General features: G+C 49.0%; 14 protein-coding genes and 1 tRNA gene. 6 read left to right on the plus strand and 9 right to left on the minus strand.

Features of this window, described 5'->3' with window-relative positions; translation table 11 throughout:
* Positions 1 to 237: 237 nt before the first annotated feature.
* The 3 genes from feoB to KKE17_10425 all read left to right on the plus strand — a co-directional run bounded on the left by feoB (position 238) and on the right by KKE17_10425 (position 4,023).
* Positions 238 to 2,463 (plus strand): ferrous iron transport protein B, encoded by a 2,226-nt coding sequence (gene feoB / locus KKE17_10415; GenBank protein MBU1710405.1) that lies wholly within the window; start codon positions 238 to 240, stop codon positions 2,461 to 2,463.
* An 85-nt stretch (positions 2,464 to 2,548) separates the two neighbouring features.
* On the plus strand, positions 2,549 to 3,811 hold the full coding sequence (locus KKE17_10420) for a mechanosensitive ion channel family protein (GenBank protein MBU1710406.1): 1,263 nt from the start codon (positions 2,549 to 2,551) through the stop codon (positions 3,809 to 3,811).
* 135 nt (positions 3,812 to 3,946) lie between these two features.
* A tRNA-Arg gene (locus KKE17_10425) sits at positions 3,947 to 4,023 on the plus strand.
* Positions 4,024 to 4,285: 262 nt separating this feature from the next.
* Here KKE17_10425 and KKE17_10430 read toward each other — a convergent pair.
* From KKE17_10430 to KKE17_10445, 4 genes are read right to left on the minus strand one after another with little or no spacing between them, the layout of a single operon-like run.
* Complete coding sequence (locus tag KKE17_10430; protein ID MBU1710407.1) at positions 4,286 to 4,504, minus strand: hypothetical protein; 219 nt, start codon at positions 4,502 to 4,504, stop codon at positions 4,286 to 4,288.
* Between the two features lie 17 nt (positions 4,505 to 4,521).
* Positions 4,522 to 4,782 carry an AF1514 family protein gene (locus KKE17_10435; GenBank protein ID MBU1710408.1) on the minus strand — a complete coding sequence of 87 codons (261 nt, stop codon included), beginning with the start codon at positions 4,780 to 4,782 and terminating at the stop codon, positions 4,522 to 4,524.
* A 36-nt stretch (positions 4,783 to 4,818) separates the two neighbouring features.
* Positions 4,819 to 5,403 (minus strand): YkgJ family cysteine cluster protein, encoded by a 585-nt coding sequence (locus KKE17_10440; protein ID MBU1710409.1) that lies wholly within the window; start codon positions 5,401 to 5,403, stop codon positions 4,819 to 4,821.
* Between the two features lie 2 nt (positions 5,404 to 5,405).
* Entirely contained in the window at positions 5,406 to 5,690 is a 285-nt protein-coding gene (locus tag KKE17_10445) for a hypothetical protein (GenBank protein ID MBU1710410.1), read from the minus strand.
* 163 nt (positions 5,691 to 5,853) lie between these two features.
* Between KKE17_10445 and KKE17_10450 the strand changes: the two genes are divergently transcribed.
* Positions 5,854 to 6,063, plus strand: a complete 210-nt coding sequence (locus tag KKE17_10450; protein MBU1710411.1) for a hypothetical protein — start codon at positions 5,854 to 5,856, stop codon at positions 6,061 to 6,063.
* A 142-nt stretch (positions 6,064 to 6,205) separates the two neighbouring features.
* The gene (locus KKE17_10455) at positions 6,206 to 7,102 is read left to right on the plus strand and encodes a hypothetical protein (GenBank protein ID MBU1710412.1); all 897 of its coding nucleotides are present in this window, start codon (positions 6,206 to 6,208) and stop codon (positions 7,100 to 7,102) included.
* 100 nt (positions 7,103 to 7,202) lie between these two features.
* Here the strand turns inward: KKE17_10455 and hcp are convergent, their stop codons facing one another.
* Positions 7,203 to 8,852, minus strand: coding sequence for a hydroxylamine reductase (gene hcp, locus KKE17_10460; protein MBU1710413.1), 1,650 nt, complete (start codon positions 8,850 to 8,852; stop codon positions 7,203 to 7,205).
* Positions 8,853 to 9,126: 274 nt separating this feature from the next.
* Here hcp and KKE17_10465 point away from each other — a divergent pair, with 274 nt between their 5' ends.
* On the plus strand, positions 9,127 to 9,504 hold the full coding sequence (locus KKE17_10465) for a hypothetical protein (GenBank protein MBU1710414.1): 378 nt from the start codon (positions 9,127 to 9,129) through the stop codon (positions 9,502 to 9,504).
* Positions 9,505 to 9,529: 25 nt separating this feature from the next.
* Here the strand turns inward: KKE17_10465 and KKE17_10470 are convergent, their stop codons facing one another.
* From KKE17_10470 to KKE17_10485, 4 genes are all read right to left on the minus strand, one after another.
* Positions 9,530 to 9,997, minus strand: a complete 468-nt coding sequence (locus KKE17_10470) for a peroxiredoxin (protein ID MBU1710415.1) — start codon at positions 9,995 to 9,997, stop codon at positions 9,530 to 9,532.
* Positions 9,984 to 12,386: an amino acid permease gene (locus KKE17_10475; GenBank protein ID MBU1710416.1), complete on the minus strand. Its 2,403-nt coding sequence runs from the start codon at positions 12,384 to 12,386 to the stop codon at positions 9,984 to 9,986. Before KKE17_10475 ends, KKE17_10470 begins: the two co-directional genes overlap by 14 nt.
* Before the next feature lie 253 nt (positions 12,387 to 12,639).
* On the minus strand, positions 12,640 to 14,031 hold the full coding sequence (locus tag KKE17_10480) for a DUF3999 domain-containing protein (protein ID MBU1710417.1): 1,392 nt from the start codon (positions 14,029 to 14,031) through the stop codon (positions 12,640 to 12,642).
* On the minus strand, positions 14,028 to 15,432 hold a 1,405-nt coding region (locus KKE17_10485), incomplete at its 5' end, for a DUF2339 domain-containing protein (protein ID MBU1710418.1). The genes KKE17_10485 and KKE17_10480, both read right to left, overlap by 4 nt.

Below are 15,432 nucleotides of genomic sequence, written 5' to 3' on the forward strand. Positions count from 1 at the left end.
TGCATTGAGAGTCATGGGCGGCACCCTCACACTCCGCAATAACGAAGCCGATTTCATTGAAGTTGAAGTCCCGTCATAATCGCCAGTTATCAAAAAAATAATGGATTCCTAGATAAGCGAGAGTAACGAGACTTTGAAAAGTCGCTAGAGCAAAAGGCCCACCACACAAAATTTACAGTTTACAATACAAAAACTCGATGAAATCAGTCTTTTTTCGATTTCAGCAAATCATTCCATATGAATAAAGAACTCAGAATCGCCCTTGCAGGAAACCCGAATTCCGGCAAGACCACACTGTTCAATACGTTGACCGGCGCCAGACAACATGTGGGCAATTACCCCGGAGTGACTGTTGAAAAAAAAGAAGGCATTTACCAGACAGAAAATGCCAGAATCCGGGTTATTGATCTTCCGGGCACCTATTCCTTGACCGCCTACTCTGTTGAAGAGGTTGTGGCGCGCGATTTCCTGGTCAACGAAAAACCCCATGCGGTGATTAATACAACCGACGCGTCAAATCTCGAAAGAAACCTCTATCTGACTACCCAGTTTCTTGAAATGGGCGTGCCGATAATCATTGCACTCAACATGATTGATGTGGCTAAAGATCGCGGCATCTCAATAAATTCGCAGAAACTTTCAGAACTTCTGGGGGTTCCGGTGGTGCCGATAATTGCCCGAACCGGCCAGGGCACGAAAGAACTCATGGAGGAAGCCGCCAGAATTGCCGAGACCCACGCGGATATGGATTGGCATCCGGTTACTATCTCCTATGGCGACGACCTTGACGAAGTGCTCATTGAACTTGAAGCGTTGATTGCCTCCAGAAACTTCCTTACCGACACCTACATTCCAAGATGGACAGCGATTAAATATCTTGAGGATGACCGGGAGGTCCTTACCAAAGGCAGAAAGGCCGATGCCGAAGTCTCAGAACTGATCCAGACAAAAGTAAAAATCGTTGCCGATCACATTTTCAAAACAATAGAAACCTACCCCGAGGCGATGATCGCCGATCACCGCTACGGATTTATCAATTCAATCCTCAAGCAGGGGGTCCTCACCAAAAAATATAATATTGAAAGGCTCTACGCCTCGGACCGCATCGACATGGTGGTCACCAACCGTTTTTTAGGTCCTTTAATCATGCTTGCCGTCCTTCTTGGCCTTTACAAATTCACCTTCACCTATAGTCAAATACCCGTTGGCTGGCTGGAATCTTTTTTTAACTGGCTGAGTAATGCAGTGGATACAACCCTTGCCGACGGTCAGCTGAAATCTTTGATAACCTCCGGAATTATTGACGGGGTTGGCGGAGTGCTGGGCTTTGTGCCGCTCATAATGTTCATGTTTTTCGGTATCGCCATCCTTGAAGACTCGGGTTACCTCGCACGAGTCGCCTTTATGATGGACCGCATCTTCCGGATTTTCGGGCTGCACGGCAGTTCTGTCATGGCATATATTGTTTCCGGCGGCATTGCGGGAGGCTGCGCGGTTCCCGGGGTAATGGCCACCCGGACGCTCCGCTCTCCACGAGAACGAATGGCGACTCTGCTTACCGTGCCGTTTATGAATTGCGGCGCAAAACTTCCGGTGCTGGTCCTGCTCACCGGCACCTTTTTTTCCAAAAACCAGACGCGATATATGTTCATGTTCACGCTGCTGGCATGGTGCGTCTCTCTGCTGGTTGCAAAATTCCTGCGCATGACAGTGCTCAGGGGGGAAGCTACACCTTTTGTCATGGAACTTCCGCCCTACCGCTTCCCTACCTTTAATGGGCTGATGATTCACACCTGGGAAAGAACCTGGCAATATATCCGTAAAGCCGGCACCGTAATCCTTGGATTTTCAATTCTCCTGTGGGCGATGATGACCTATCCCGGACTCCCTGAATCCAAAAATATCGGGTTTGAAGCACAGCGCACTACAATTATTGCAGGATATTCCGAAGCGACATCCAGGGAACTCACTGAAACCTCAAAAACGTCGCTCTCAGATCCGGCAAAGGAATTAAAGCAAAAGCTCAATACCCTTGACCGGGTGATTAATGAACAGACGTTAAGACATTCCATTGCCGGACGAATCGGCACATCACTGGAAAAAGTCTCGCAGTTTGCTGGTTTTGATTGGCGCACCAACATTGCCCTGCTCGGCGGCTTTGCAGCAAAAGAAGTGATTATCTCTACCCTGGGAACCGCCTATTCATTAGGAGAAGTTGACCCGGATGCCGCCGAACCCCTTTCAAAGACCCTGGCCGTCAGCCCTTCGTGGAACAAGGCCGTTGCCCTGGCATTGATCGTTTTCATCATGTTTTACTCTCCCTGTTTTGCAACGGTGATATGTATAGTCCGGGAATCCTCCTGGAAATGGGGGGTATTCTCCATGGTCTTTAACACGACCTTTGCCTTTCTGTTCGCAACTATTGTTTACCAACTGAGCAGGATAACGAGTTTTTTCATGTAACCCCTTTTTTCTGAAGCTTGACTCTACAGGCCCGAGAAAAAACACTATCATCCTTTTAAGGTTATCCATACAATGAGGAAATCACATGTTTAAGGCTTTGGAAGCATGGCTTGCCAATCAAGGTTTTTCTGAAACTATCTCCCATCTCTCAGGTATTCTCGCCTCCTGCCTCACCTTTATCGTGTTTCTCCTGGTGTCTTTATGGTTCGCAAGAATATTTATCATTCCCATCATTGAAAAAATCGTTCGGCGCAGTTCTAATACCTGGGATGATGTGTTGATCGACAATAAATTCTTTACCCGCCTGTCGCATTTCATCCCAGTGGTGGTGGCCTACCTCTCCGTGGCCCCGATGTTTCCCGACCAGACCAACACCACCGATCTTGTCCGAAAATTCTGCATGGTGCTTTTTGTTATTTTAACCATCAGAATTCTTGATGCCCTGCTGCGCAGCACCCGCGAAATTTATAGCAAACATGAATTATCCAGCAAAAAATCGATCAGCGGTTATCTCGACGCCATCAATATTATCGCCTATCTCCTCTCTGCGATCTTCATTGTCTCGATCCTCACGGAAAAATCTCCCTGGGGAATCTTAAGCGTCATCGGCGGGCTCACCGCAATCGTGCTTTTAATCTTCAAGGATACGATTCTCGGGTTTATTGCCGGCATCCAGCTCTCTGCCCATGACATGGTGCGGGTCGGTGACTGGATCGAAATGCCGCAGTTCAATGCCGACGGCGATGTCATCGATGTCTCTATTCATACGGTAAAGGTCAGAAACTGGGACAAGACGATCTCCACCATCCCTACTTATGCGCTGGTCACCAATTCCTTTAAAAACTGGCGCGGCATGAGTGAGTCGGGGGGCAGACGGATCAAGCGTTCGATAATCATCGACATGCAATCCATCACCTTCTGCACCGATGAAATGCTTGAGCGTTTCTCAAAATACGGCTTGATCCAGGATTACATCAAAACAAAACAGGACGAGATAACTGCCCATAATCAGGGACAAGGAATTGACCCAAGCTTGCTGATCAACGGCAGGAGACAGACCAATATCGGTGTGTTCCGAGCCTATGTGATTGCCTACCTCAAGGCCAACGCCAAGATTCACAAGAACATGACCTTCCTGGTCCGACACCTGCAACCCACCCCTGAGGGCCTGCCCATGGAAATATATGTATTCAGCAATGACCAGGTCTGGGCAAACTATGAGGCCATTCAGGCGGACATCTTTGATCATGTTCTGGCAGCGATCGGTGCATTCGACCTGCGGGTCTTTCAATATCCTTCGGGCTTTGATCTGCGCTCGATGAACCTGAAGGCCTCGACAACCTCATAAATCCCAGGAAGGGATACGATATCCGCCGGGTCTTTGGATTTTTGCGATTTTTCCCAGGCAGACCAGAGACCTGAATATTTAATCCTTTGGGGTTGCTGAATTTTTCGAATTGATGTATAAAAGCTTCTTCTCTACGCGCCTGTAGCTCATCTGGATAGAGTGCCGGACTACGAATCCGTAGGTAGCAGGTTCGAATCCTGCCAGGCGCACCAAGTACTTTCTAAACTAATCTTTCCTGCTCCCCTTTTACGAAGCCTAAATTATAATATCGTCGGCTCCTTTTGTTATCCGACCATCCTGCCAGGGGCGCACCATTGCTTACAACTTCAAGGGCTGCAGTTATTTCATGATTATTCCATAATCAGAGCATCAACCTCCTTGAATTTTCTCCTGCAACAGTAAATGAAAGCGCTGCTCAAACCATTCCACAGATCCAATGAAAAATCTACCGCTCGACCGAAACAAACAATAATTCTAGTTCATGGTCCATGCCAAATAAACCAACAGAAGCCCCAGAAGCAGCAGAAATGGGCCGTTAGCTCCATAGATAAAGAAAATCATCGGATATTTCGGCCCTAAAATTTCTTTAAGTTTTCGCCGGTTGACAATCCCCGGAATCCAGAAAACAATAGAAACCAATGCTCCGAAAAAGCAAAGACCACCACCAAGTATTTTAAAAAAAGCAGGATTCATTTTCCCTCTTCCTTAATTTAACTGAATATAAAAACATACTCCCCATCATTGACCTCAATCCGCAGCCTGCCACCATGGTTTTCGCCATAAACCTCCCAGCCGGGCCGGCAGCCTATCTCACAATGGACGCAACTGGGCGAATGTTTGTTGGTTCTGCGGTTAAACCAGGATATTAGATCCGTTTCCGGATTCTCCTCCGCGGCAATCTGCCGGGCTTTTGCGGTCGCTTCTTCCTGGGTTAGATCTTCTCCGGATATTTTTATCTTTATTTCCTGCACCAGCAACATCCCCTCTTTATGACCATATCGGCAAAACTACTTTGCAAAACGATTAATAATAATTCCATGTTTCTTGCCGAATTTTTTTACGCTGCCGGGATCAAAACCTCCTGCACCGTATATATTTCTGAATTTCCTGTTTTGAAGAAGTTTCAGGATATAGCTGTGATGGCCGGAATAACCGGTGTTATCCAATTCCTGGATTTCTCTCACAATCTGCCGGGCAAGAGCAACCGCCTGTTTATGAATCATTGGCCCGCCTTGATCACATTTCCTGAGAGAGTAGAGCTGCCGGCAGCTGAAAGGCCTTGCCTCATAAACCCGACAGCATCCCTGCTCATCAAGAAAAGGGCACGCCGATTTTTTGCCCTCCGCCCGGAGCGCCCTGTCTCGCTCAAGCCCCTGGCTTATTGCATTGAGTTCGGTATCCGGCTTTGTCTCCAGCCTGCCGAGCAAAAAAATCCCTTCAAGGGTTACGATATCGATGTTTCCCATGAACGAACAACAAAAGGAACATCCGATGCCGCACACCGCCTGTTCTTTAAATTGACCGGTCTCAAATTCATATCGCTGATAAATCCCCTGAAGGTTTTCCTGCATTTTCTCAAAATCAAGGGCCATGATCACGACCTGCCGAAAAGCGCATTGAGCCTGCTCATCGGATCATCCTTTTCAGTGACCGGATCATTGCCACTTTCCTTGAATGCAAAGTATTCACAGAAATTAGCCCGATCCTTGTCAACAATCCTTTCGGCCTGGGGTTCACGGCATTCGTTATATGCCGCTTCATCATAAAACCTGCAATTCCTGCAGACTTTAAGGTCAGCACCGCAATGGTGGCACGCATCACCTCTTGCCGGTTTTCCGTCAATGTCTGTTTCGCGGCCACATGAAAAACAACTCTTCATTTTCTTTACCCTCGATTAATGAAAAAGCCCTTATACAATATGTAAATAATCCTGCCTGGAATCGATAATACAATAAAAATAATCCTAACTATTTGACAAGTTTTTTAAATTGACCTAACATTGATGCAAGGATTCGTTATACAACCTCCTTGAGATGAACTTCATGAATCAACGCAGAAGGCCCCTATTATGCAGGCGCTTTGAGTCAGCATCCGCGCCCTGCCCCCACAATGACTCCGGTCCCATCCAGGAGTTACGGGATTTTATCGCCTCCCTTGAAAGACCCGGAAAATCAAACGGCAACTACGAGGTATTCATGCACGCCAAGCATTTCTGCGCCAGATGTACAAGCTTTGAACACTTCTACTCCTAGGAGCCGGTCGGCATCCCTAATCATCCGTTTCAAAATCACCCGCCTTTCCTTTTGCACCATCGAAAGGGCCACAAGTAAAATCCTTACAAAAGAATATATTATAATTTTGTAATTTTCCTTTAAATTTTCTATAATTAAAAATGTGAAACTTCTCCTTCCCATATACACCCTTGACAATAAGTTGCTGCTGCCGGTGGGGGCGGAACTTAATGATCAAATCATTGACGAGCTCATTGCCACAAACACGTACACCTTTCCCACTCAAAGCCTTTTACAGCACGGCACCATTCATCAAGACATTCTTCACCACATCAGCAGTCCGCCTTATGAGGTGATTTTTGCCGACCCAAGCCAAATGGAACAGATTTTTAATCTGGTAAGCAAGGTGCAGGTTATTACCCCGATACTTGATTGTCTTGATTATTTTAAAACAAATGACTCTTACACCTACCGCCATGTTCTCATGGTTTTCATCCTTTCTATTATGATGAGCAAGTTCTCCCTTGAAGAGAACGAAACCGCACCCATGGCGAATCTTTTTGATCTCACCCATGATTTCGGTAAAATCAGTGTACCACTGGACATATTGTTAAAACAGGAACCGCTTACCCGGCAGGAACGGAAAATCCTCGAACAGCACACCTTGGCCGGATATTACCTTCTTGCGTATTATTATCGCCAAAAAAATCATTTTCCGGCGATCATTGCCAAGCATCATCATGAGCGGCTGGACGGTTCCGGGTATCCCTATGGGCTTCGCCTGCAGAATCGACTCATTGAAATCGTTCTGGTCTGCGATATCTATGATGCCCTGATCTCACCACGCCCTTACAGAAGATCAGCTTATGACAACCGCTCCGCTCTTGAAATAATTACCGAGCTTGCAACCCAGGGAAAAATTGGCTGGGAAGTTGCAAAAGCCCTTGTTTCACTGAACCGATCCAATAAGCCATACTTTGAAGATTGCCAGATTTCTTCCGAACTACGAGGCAAAGCCCCTGCCGACAACAATTACGGCATCACAATCGAGGATAAATAAGGCAGAATCTTTATTCCCCTTTTACACGAAAAAAGCTCCCAGCCTTGAAAAGACCGGGAGCTTTTTGAATTTCAATCGTTATTAGTTTGAAAAATCCCTGTTATGCGGCCTTATTATCATATCCCTCTCCTAGGATCGTCTTTAAATCCGCGTCCGGTGTGGTAATCGGCTTGATGTCAAAATTCTCAACCAATACATTCAGGACATTGGGGGTTATGAAGGCGGGCAAGCTCGGCCCCAGGCGGATATCCTTGATCCCCAGATGCAGCAGGGTCAGGAGGATGGCCACAGCCTTCTGCTCATACCAGGAAAGAACCATGGAAAGCGGCAGATCGTTTACGCCGCACTCAAAGGCCTGGGAAAGAGCCACAGCAATCTGGATTGCCGAATAGGCGTCATTGCATTGCCCCACATCAAGGAGACGCGGGATGCCGCCGATATCGCCAAGCTGCATATCAAAGAAGCGGAATTTGCCGCAGGCCAGGGTGAGCACCATGCAATCTTTGGGCACTTTCTCAACAAACTCGGTGTAATAATTACGTCCGGGTTTTGCGCCGTCGCAACCGGCAACCAGAAAGAAATGGCGGATAGCCTTACTCTTCACCGCATCGATCACCTTGTCGGCAACACCGAGCACGGCATTTCGGGCAAAACCAACCATCACCGAACCCTTGTCCGTATCTGCAGCAAAACCTTTCATGGCAAGAGCCTTTTCAATTACCGGTGCGAAATTCTGATCTTTTACATGGGTAACTCCGGGCCAGCCCACAAGTCCGGTGGTGAATATATCGTTTTTATAAGAATCCTTGGGTTTCTGGATACAGTTGGTGGTCATCAGTATTGCACCCGGAAACTCGGCAAATTCCTTGCCCTGATTCTGCCAGGCAGTGCCGTAATGACCGTAAAAATGGCTGTATTTCTTCAATCCCGGATAGCCGTGGGTGGGCAACATTTCACCGTGGGTATAAACATTGATGCCCTTGCCCTCAGACTGCTTGAGGATCTCTTCAATATCCTTCAGATCATGGCCTGATACCAGGATCGCTTTTCCTTTTTTAGCGCCTAAAGGAACAGTTGTCGGAACCGGATGACCGTAAGTGCCGGTATTGGCGGCATCAAGGAGTTCCATGGCCCACAGATTCACTTCACCGCATTTGAGCACCAGGCCAACCCAGTCATTAAGCCCCAGATCTTTCCGTAACAAGGCGGTGAGTCCTTCCTGGACAAACTTGTACACTGCATCATCTTCCTGACCGAGGATAGACGCATGGTCCGCATAGGCGGCAACACCCTTCAGGCCGTAAAGCAGGATCTGCTTAAGGGATCGGATATCCTCATTTTCATCCGCATCAGGGATAAGGTTCAACGCCTCACCCTGATTAACCAGATCTGCCTTCTTTGCCGATGGTGAAAAGGTTGCTGCGGCATCTTTAATTTCTGAACCGCCCGCTGCAAGCACCTTGGCTCTTACCTGTTCCCGATACTTGACTGCCTGTTTGATCAGCTGGACAAAACGATCCGGATCAAAATCCACATTGGTCAAGGTAGAAAATACCGCCTGATTGACGAATCGATTAATCTCCTGGTCAACTATGCCATTTTCCCTTGCCGCGACAGTGTAGAGAGAGAGCCCCTGCACGGCGTGGATGAGCAGATCCTGCAAGGATGCGACATCCGGCTGTTTGCCGCAGACGCCGACCTTTACACAAGCACCGTCTTTTCCTGTTTGTTCGCATTGATTACAAAACATAAAGATTCTCCTTTGATTAAAGTTAAAACCCGAAGGTTTGTTGATGACTTTGACCGTGAAGGTAGCAGATCAATGGGGCTCGGTCTTTGACTCAAGTCAAGGGACTAGTTTTTATGAGAAAAAAAATGAGAATAAATGTGCTGCGACAATTTACCGCATTGCCAAAGTGTTGCCGGATAAACACAGTATGAGAATAAAAATAGAATGAACAACTCTGAGATATCTCATCTTTTCACAGGCAAAAATAATTTTCAAAACAAAAAAGGAGATATAAATGAAAAAAATAATTGTGATTACTACAGCTGTATTTTTGACCCTGTTTGTGCATAACGCCTATGCCCAGGGAGGCGGTTCCGGTTCTGGCGGGTCCGGCAGCAGTTCGACAGTTCGCGAACAATCCCGCGAACACGTTTATAATCGTGACGAAATCATGGAACGCGATCTGGACAGAGACCGGGATCGGGACAGGGAACAGATCAAATTTGATGAGCAAGAAAATCCTCTGCCCAAAACCAAGGCTAAGCAGAAGAAAGCAGAAGATTCGGATGCTCCCGGTTATCAGGAACGACAACGCCATGAGGAGAGAGAACAGGAGCAAGGCAAAGAGAAAACAAAAACTCAAAAAAGATGGTGGTGGCCTTTTGGCGAATGATCCGGCCGATTCAACCCCTCAAAGATCACAGGGCGGACAGATAATCCCAAACGTCCTGTGGATGGGTTTCGGCCTTTTTCACAGTGGGCCAGTGCTTGATGATCGTGCCGTCAATACTTACAACCACGGTGGAGCGGATTGTTCCCATGGTGATTTTGCCGTATGAGGTCTTTTCACCAAAGGCGTTATAGGCTTTGAGCATCGATGTTTCCGGATCGGAAAGCAGCACAAAAGGCAGATTGAATTTTGCTATAAAATTGTCATGGGATGCCAGACTGTCCCTGCTTACCCCGAAAAGGACCACATCCTTATCCAGAAAACCCTTATACAGGTCCCTGAAGGTGCATGCCTCTATTGTGCAACCGGGGGTGTTGTCCTTGGGGTAAAAATAAATCACGACAATCTTGCCCCTGTAATCGGCAAGACAATGCTCCTTTCCGTCACTGCCGGCAAGACAGAAACCAACAGCTTTTGTGCCTTCAAGGTTTTTCATCGGCTCGCTTATTTCCCTCCTGGTGATTTTTCGTCTTTTCTTCAGCGTTTACGCCTGGTTTGGGTATTGCAGGAACCCCTTCCTCTCCTGCCTCGGTTCGGGCCATTTCCTCCTGTCCCTCTGTCCCCTGCTCTGTGCCGTTCTGGCTGCTGAGCTGCTCACGGTTGATAAGGATTTCCTTTTTGGTGTTGACCCAGAGAATGTTGCCCAGATCGTCGTAGCCCTCGAAGAGCTTTTCCTTCTGGTGCTGCAGGGCCTCGCCGATGAAACCCAGAATGATCAGGTCGGCATCCCGTGACTCTCGCCGGATCAGTTCCCGACGCGAGGTTCCGGCATCGGTGGCCATCAATTCGATGTTGCGGGCTGATATTGGCAGTCGGCCCTCCTTGATCAGCAGGTGCAGGCTGTCCTTTTGCTCATCAATCTCCGTTTCAGGGAAGGCGGCGAAGAGCTTGATCTGTCCACCCTCCCAGTCGGGATGACCAATTATAATGTATGCCAGGAGAATCATCAGGCTGACGTTGTCAAAGTCTTCGGGTGTGATCCAGACATGAATCTCCCGGCGGTAACCATAGTCCCGGGAAGTGGAACCGAGGATGCAGACATCGAAACCGGAAGCCAGCATCAGCCGATAATTGTCGATGATATCAGCCAGATCTTCATTGCCCTGGCGGGAGAACTCAAAGAGGACCAGGTTGTTCTCCTTGCCGGAAATGCCTGGCAGTTGCGCGACCTGGGCCACCGCCGTGGTGTAGGAAGGGCTGATCAGGGTGTCGATGTAAATGTTGCTGCGGCTGACGTCAGTCAAACGGACCAGACGTTGGAATATATCACGGGAGTGGACCACCGTCTCCCGCGACAGGTACCCTTGCAAGTAGTGAATGTAAGACCCGAAACCGAAGCGGTGGGCGATCCAGCGCAGCAGGTTAAAGGCGTCCAGTCGCTCGAATGAATGGGCGGAGATACAGACCACTGCGGGGCGCCATCGGCCTTCATCACTCTTCTGGCCCGACTTCTGCAGAAATATCTGGAGCTGACGGCTGATCTGGAAGATGGCGCCCTGAAAGATGGAGGCCAACCCCTTGCGGTCCGGGTTGTTGGCGCCGATCCACAGGTAGAGAGCGGCCATCACCAGGATGGCGACTATGGCGTAAGGAAGGCTCATCTTGAACATCAGCCAGAGGCAGGCGCCTGCGCCGAAGAGCGAAATGTACCACTTGGAGCGGAAGGCTGGCCGATAGGATGGGTCAGCGGCAAAATGCTCGAGAAAGGAAATCAGACATATGGCGCCGTAGGTGACCATGAAAAACATCGAGATAACCTGGGCGACGAAGTCTACATCGCCCATAAGCACGAAGACCAGGGCGATCCCGAAGACAATCATGGAGGCGTTGCGGGGCTCACCACGGGGACCGGTGCCGATGGCCAGCCAGTCCGACGCGCCGCGAAGCGGCAGAATTTTATCAGCGGCCAGGGCCTGCAGGGTCCTGGGAGCTACCAGTCCCGATCCCAGTGCCGAGGATATGGTGGCGCAGGCGAGACCGATGGGAATGATCGGACCCCAGAGCGCGATGCTGGACATGACCAGTTGATCGCCAGCCAGATCCTGAGGCGTGGCCGAGATTGCCAGCTTGTAGGCGATGCCGATATAGACCAGCATGCCGATCAGGGTGGCGCTCAAAGTGCCCAGGGGAATAGCCTTGCGGGAATCGCGCAGGTCACCGGACAGGCCGACGCCGGCGGTCATGCCGGTAAAGGCCGGAAAACAGATGGCGAAAACCAGGAAGAAATGGTCCGGGTCTCTGACCGTCTCGAACAGGTGGCTATAGTTGCTGGCATTGCTCACCTGCCCCTTGCCGACAAAGAAGAGGATCAGCGACAGGAAGAGGATGCCAACCACCCCATAAAGCAGCTTGATGCCCAGGTCGGCGCCTTTGTGGATCACCAACGCCCCCAGCAGGATAACGGCAGGCAGGCTGATCACTCGGGCGTCACTGATCTGCACGGAGGAGACAGTCCCCAACCAGGCGAACACCGGCCGGAATGCCTCGGCAAAGGCGATGGCGTAAAAGGCAACGCTGACGGCCTGCGAGAGGAAAAGGGAGATGCCGATGGCCGCCCCCGGGATCAGGCCGAAGGTGCGTGAGATGATGAAGTACTCGCCACCGCCTTCCACCTTCTGGTTGGTGGCGATCTCTGCCAGGGCCATGGCGGTGGGAATGGTCACCGCGTGACCGAGCAGGATAATGGCCAGGGTGCCGACAAAACCCACGTTGGCAACGGCGTAACCGAAGCGCAGAAACATGATGGCGCCGAGGATGGTCGAGATGGCGGTGAGAAATACCGCTGCAGTGCCCAGGGTGCCGGTGGCCTTTAATTGTCCGTTCATATAATCCGCTTCTTTTTCACTTCAAGAAATTTATAATGACTACTATTAATCGAGCTGCTTACTTCGACTTCCAACCGCTGTCAATGGAATTCGCCGCAATGGAGATGGGTTGACAAGCAGACTGCGATTCCGCCTTGGTGCCTGGCCAGTAAGCCTGACCCGCATTCACCTGGAATATTAAAAAAGGCGGTTCAAAATCAACCGCATCAAAACACCCGTTTTTTCAACCAGGCACTTCTTCGAGCGCCTCGAATTAATCTCCCTTTGCAGTTTTTGCCATTTGCTTCTGCAGACTCCACACCATCCTGATCATGATGAGCACACCGGAAACCAGCACACCCCAGAGAATCCATTTCTTCCAGGGTTTGGGTGGCGGGGGTATTTCCAGAACCCCTTCACCTCCCAGACGCATTCGTTTTCCAATCTGTACGGATGATGTAATTGATTTACTCTTCTTTAACGCCTGGAGAATCATCGTTGAAGAACCTGCTTCAGTATCATGAGTCAGCTTGCCACTGCCATATGCTACCATAAAAGGCGGAGCACCTCTGGCAATAAACAGGAGTTCATGTGGTGTCCAGCCCAGCGCCAGTGCCGGCGGGGGATTTATTAGATCAAGCCCTGCACCGTCCTGACTGACTTCCACGCGCCACAATTTGTCAACAGTTTGATTAATTGTGACGATTTCATTACGAATCTCCCCTTCTTCAAACTCCAGATTGTAAAATACTCCTCGGGCCCGGATTCTCCACTGGGCATCTTCATCCGCTCTGGATTTGATTGTTGCCTTGATGATGCTGTTTTTTTCCTGAAAGCTCAGATTAACTGCGTCAACCGGCAAATAGGCTGCAGATATATACTCAAAGACCATTCTGGAGTCTTCACCTCTAATCCCCTGGAGTTCAGTCCATTGCCTTTGCCTTTTAAGCTGCAGAGGCCGGGAAATTACTTTGACACTTTTCAGGACAATTTGGGGCTTTCCCACAGGCCAGGTGAGTTGTATATATTTCTGCGTTTTTTGGGGAAGAGGAATGGAATTCCGATAAATCCTGTCTCCGGAATAGTTGAGCTCAGCAACAGTATTGTTCAAGGACAGCGAAGTCCATTTCGCTAGATCATCGCTGTGATGCAGGTTCACTGTCGTCAAAAAATGATCTCCTGAATCTTCCCATTGCAATTCAAGTCTAGCCGGATGCTCTTCAATCCTGCTCATGTCCAGAAGATAGCCATACAAAGATTTATCCGGTTGGCCTTCCCCTGAATCGGTTGTATCAAGTTGTATGATTGTGCCGTCCGGCTTCCGGTTAATCAGTAATGACAAATCTCCGTTTGTCCTTCTTTGCATATGCGTATAGAGGGGAAAAAGAGGAACATTTTCAGTAGCTGACAGTTTGCTGCTTTCGAGTTGCTGCCGACGAATTGTATGCGGGATTATGTCGCCACCGGCATTAAATAACCTGATATCGCCAAGGTCCTTCCGGGTTACCCCACCATAAATTTCTTCCGGCAAAAATAAGCTGCATATCGCGCCATTCCCATTAACAGTCAGGGGGTACCCGTAGGCAAAATCCCCGGTGGTAAAGGTTTCAGCTTGAGCCTGCGCAACACTTAAGAAAACAAAAATACCCAGCAAGAGATATCTCATTTTGAATTCTCCATAATTTTTGGCGGCAATGGCGAAAAGTATCCGATGAGCAGCATCAGCACACCGACAACCAGAAATGAAACAATCCTGGCAATTGTGCCAATTCCAGAAAGGTCGACAATGAAGAGCTTCAAAACAACCATACCCAGGAGGACTGAGCCGGTCATCCATACCGGCCTGTTTCCCTTGCGTGTGGCCCAGACGGTTATTGCCATGGCGATCAGCGTCCAGAGCCCGGAAATACCCGCCTGAAAGACATCAGAAGAAAACAGGCTTCGCGCCTCAAAACTTGTGTGGGAATAATTGCTGACAATCCTGGCGACGACGCTATTCAGCCAGACAAACACAACGCCCCCTAGAACCATAATACCCGTATATTCTGGAAATTCTGCTTGAAGCGCATAGGGCTTCCTGGTGCCTGTCCAGACATAAACAATGAGGACATAAAACACAAAAAACTGTGCTAATTCCAGGGGGTTTATCAATGGCAGATAGGGCAAAGGCCCTGGCCGGCCTTCCTGTGTACAAGTAATAAGTAACCATAACAGCAAAAAACAAACAGGGACGGAAATCCCGTTATCAAGATACTGGTTGGCATGTTTTTTCACCGGCCAGGGGAAAGCGCCGCCTTTTCTGATCAGCGCCAGAACCAGCGCCCCGGGCACAAGGCCCCAGCATATCAGGGGCCAGATCTCTTCTCCTTGAATAAGATAATCAACGGCCCAGGCGGTCTCAAGTGACAGAACAAATATCACAAACCACATGGTTCCAAGATGCCACAGCGGTATTGCCTGAGATGGCCACTCATCTTCAAACTGCCACATGATCCGGTATTGTAATAAAATTGCCGGCAACCAGGCGATAGAACTCCATTGGGTCAACAGATGGACATGTAAGGAAAAATCGTTCAACGAAAAGGGTACGAGGATAACCAAGGCCGGGAAAAAACAAAGGAGCGTGCTTGAAAGATGCCGCCAGGTGAGTCTTTTTGCAACAATGGCCATGGCAAGAAAACTTATCGAGAAAAACAACAAGGATACATCGTAGAAATCCTTATGAAAAAAATGCCGATGAAGATCTCCGATTCCTCCACCAAACCACCAGAGAAGTCCCCAGACCAGAAGCGGGATTGGAACTATTTCTTCATTTTTATGAAGTTTGTCATGATGATGCGTCAGGTAATAACTTGAAAAAAGACCGGCTATGCTTATGAAGAAACAGCCGAAGAAATAACTGTTCAAGAATAGCGCTGTTGGCGGAGGAGTGCATGCGGCAATTAAAAACGAGATACCCGAGCCGAATTGCAGGAGCACACCAAAGACCCGGGCGCCTAGTCTTTTCTGCCTGACCCCGACCCAGACCATGGCCCCGCCTTCAAGAGCCCATGCCGTAGCAGTCCAA

The organism is Pseudomonadota bacterium (genome assembly GCA_018823135.1).
Classification (GTDB): domain Bacteria; phylum Desulfobacterota; class Desulfobulbia; order Desulfobulbales; family CALZHT01; genus JAHJJF01.

Excerpts from the sequence above, each read along its gene's own strand:
- hcp (MBU1710413.1), bottom strand. The coding sequence starts at position 8,852 with ATGTTTTGTAATCAATGCGAACAAACAGGAAAAGACGGTGCTTGTGTA.
- KKE17_10445 (MBU1710410.1), bottom strand. The coding sequence starts at position 5,690 with ATGAAGAGTTGTTTTTCATGTGGCCGCGAAACAGACATTGACGGAAAA.
- KKE17_10420 (MBU1710406.1), top strand. The coding sequence starts at position 2,549 with ATGTTTAAGGCTTTGGAAGCATGGCTTGCCAATCAAGGTTTTTCTGAA.
- KKE17_10465 (MBU1710414.1), top strand. The coding sequence starts at position 9,127 with ATGAAAAAAATAATTGTGATTACTACAGCTGTATTTTTGACCCTGTTT.
- KKE17_10470 (MBU1710415.1), bottom strand. The coding sequence starts at position 9,997 with ATGAAAAACCTTGAAGGCACAAAAGCTGTTGGTTTCTGTCTTGCCGGC.
- feoB (MBU1710405.1), top strand. The coding sequence starts at position 238 with ATGAATAAAGAACTCAGAATCGCCCTTGCAGGAAACCCGAATTCCGGC.
- KKE17_10440 (MBU1710409.1), bottom strand. The coding sequence starts at position 5,403 with ATGGCCCTTGATTTTGAGAAAATGCAGGAAAACCTTCAGGGGATTTAT.
- KKE17_10480 (MBU1710417.1), bottom strand. The coding sequence starts at position 14,031 with ATGAGATATCTCTTGCTGGGTATTTTTGTTTTCTTAAGTGTTGCGCAG.
- KKE17_10450 (MBU1710411.1), top strand. The coding sequence starts at position 5,854 with ATGAATCAACGCAGAAGGCCCCTATTATGCAGGCGCTTTGAGTCAGCA.
- KKE17_10430 (MBU1710407.1), bottom strand. The coding sequence starts at position 4,504 with ATGAATCCTGCTTTTTTTAAAATACTTGGTGGTGGTCTTTGCTTTTTC.
- KKE17_10475 (MBU1710416.1), bottom strand. The coding sequence starts at position 12,386 with ATGAACGGACAATTAAAGGCCACCGGCACCCTGGGCACTGCAGCGGTA.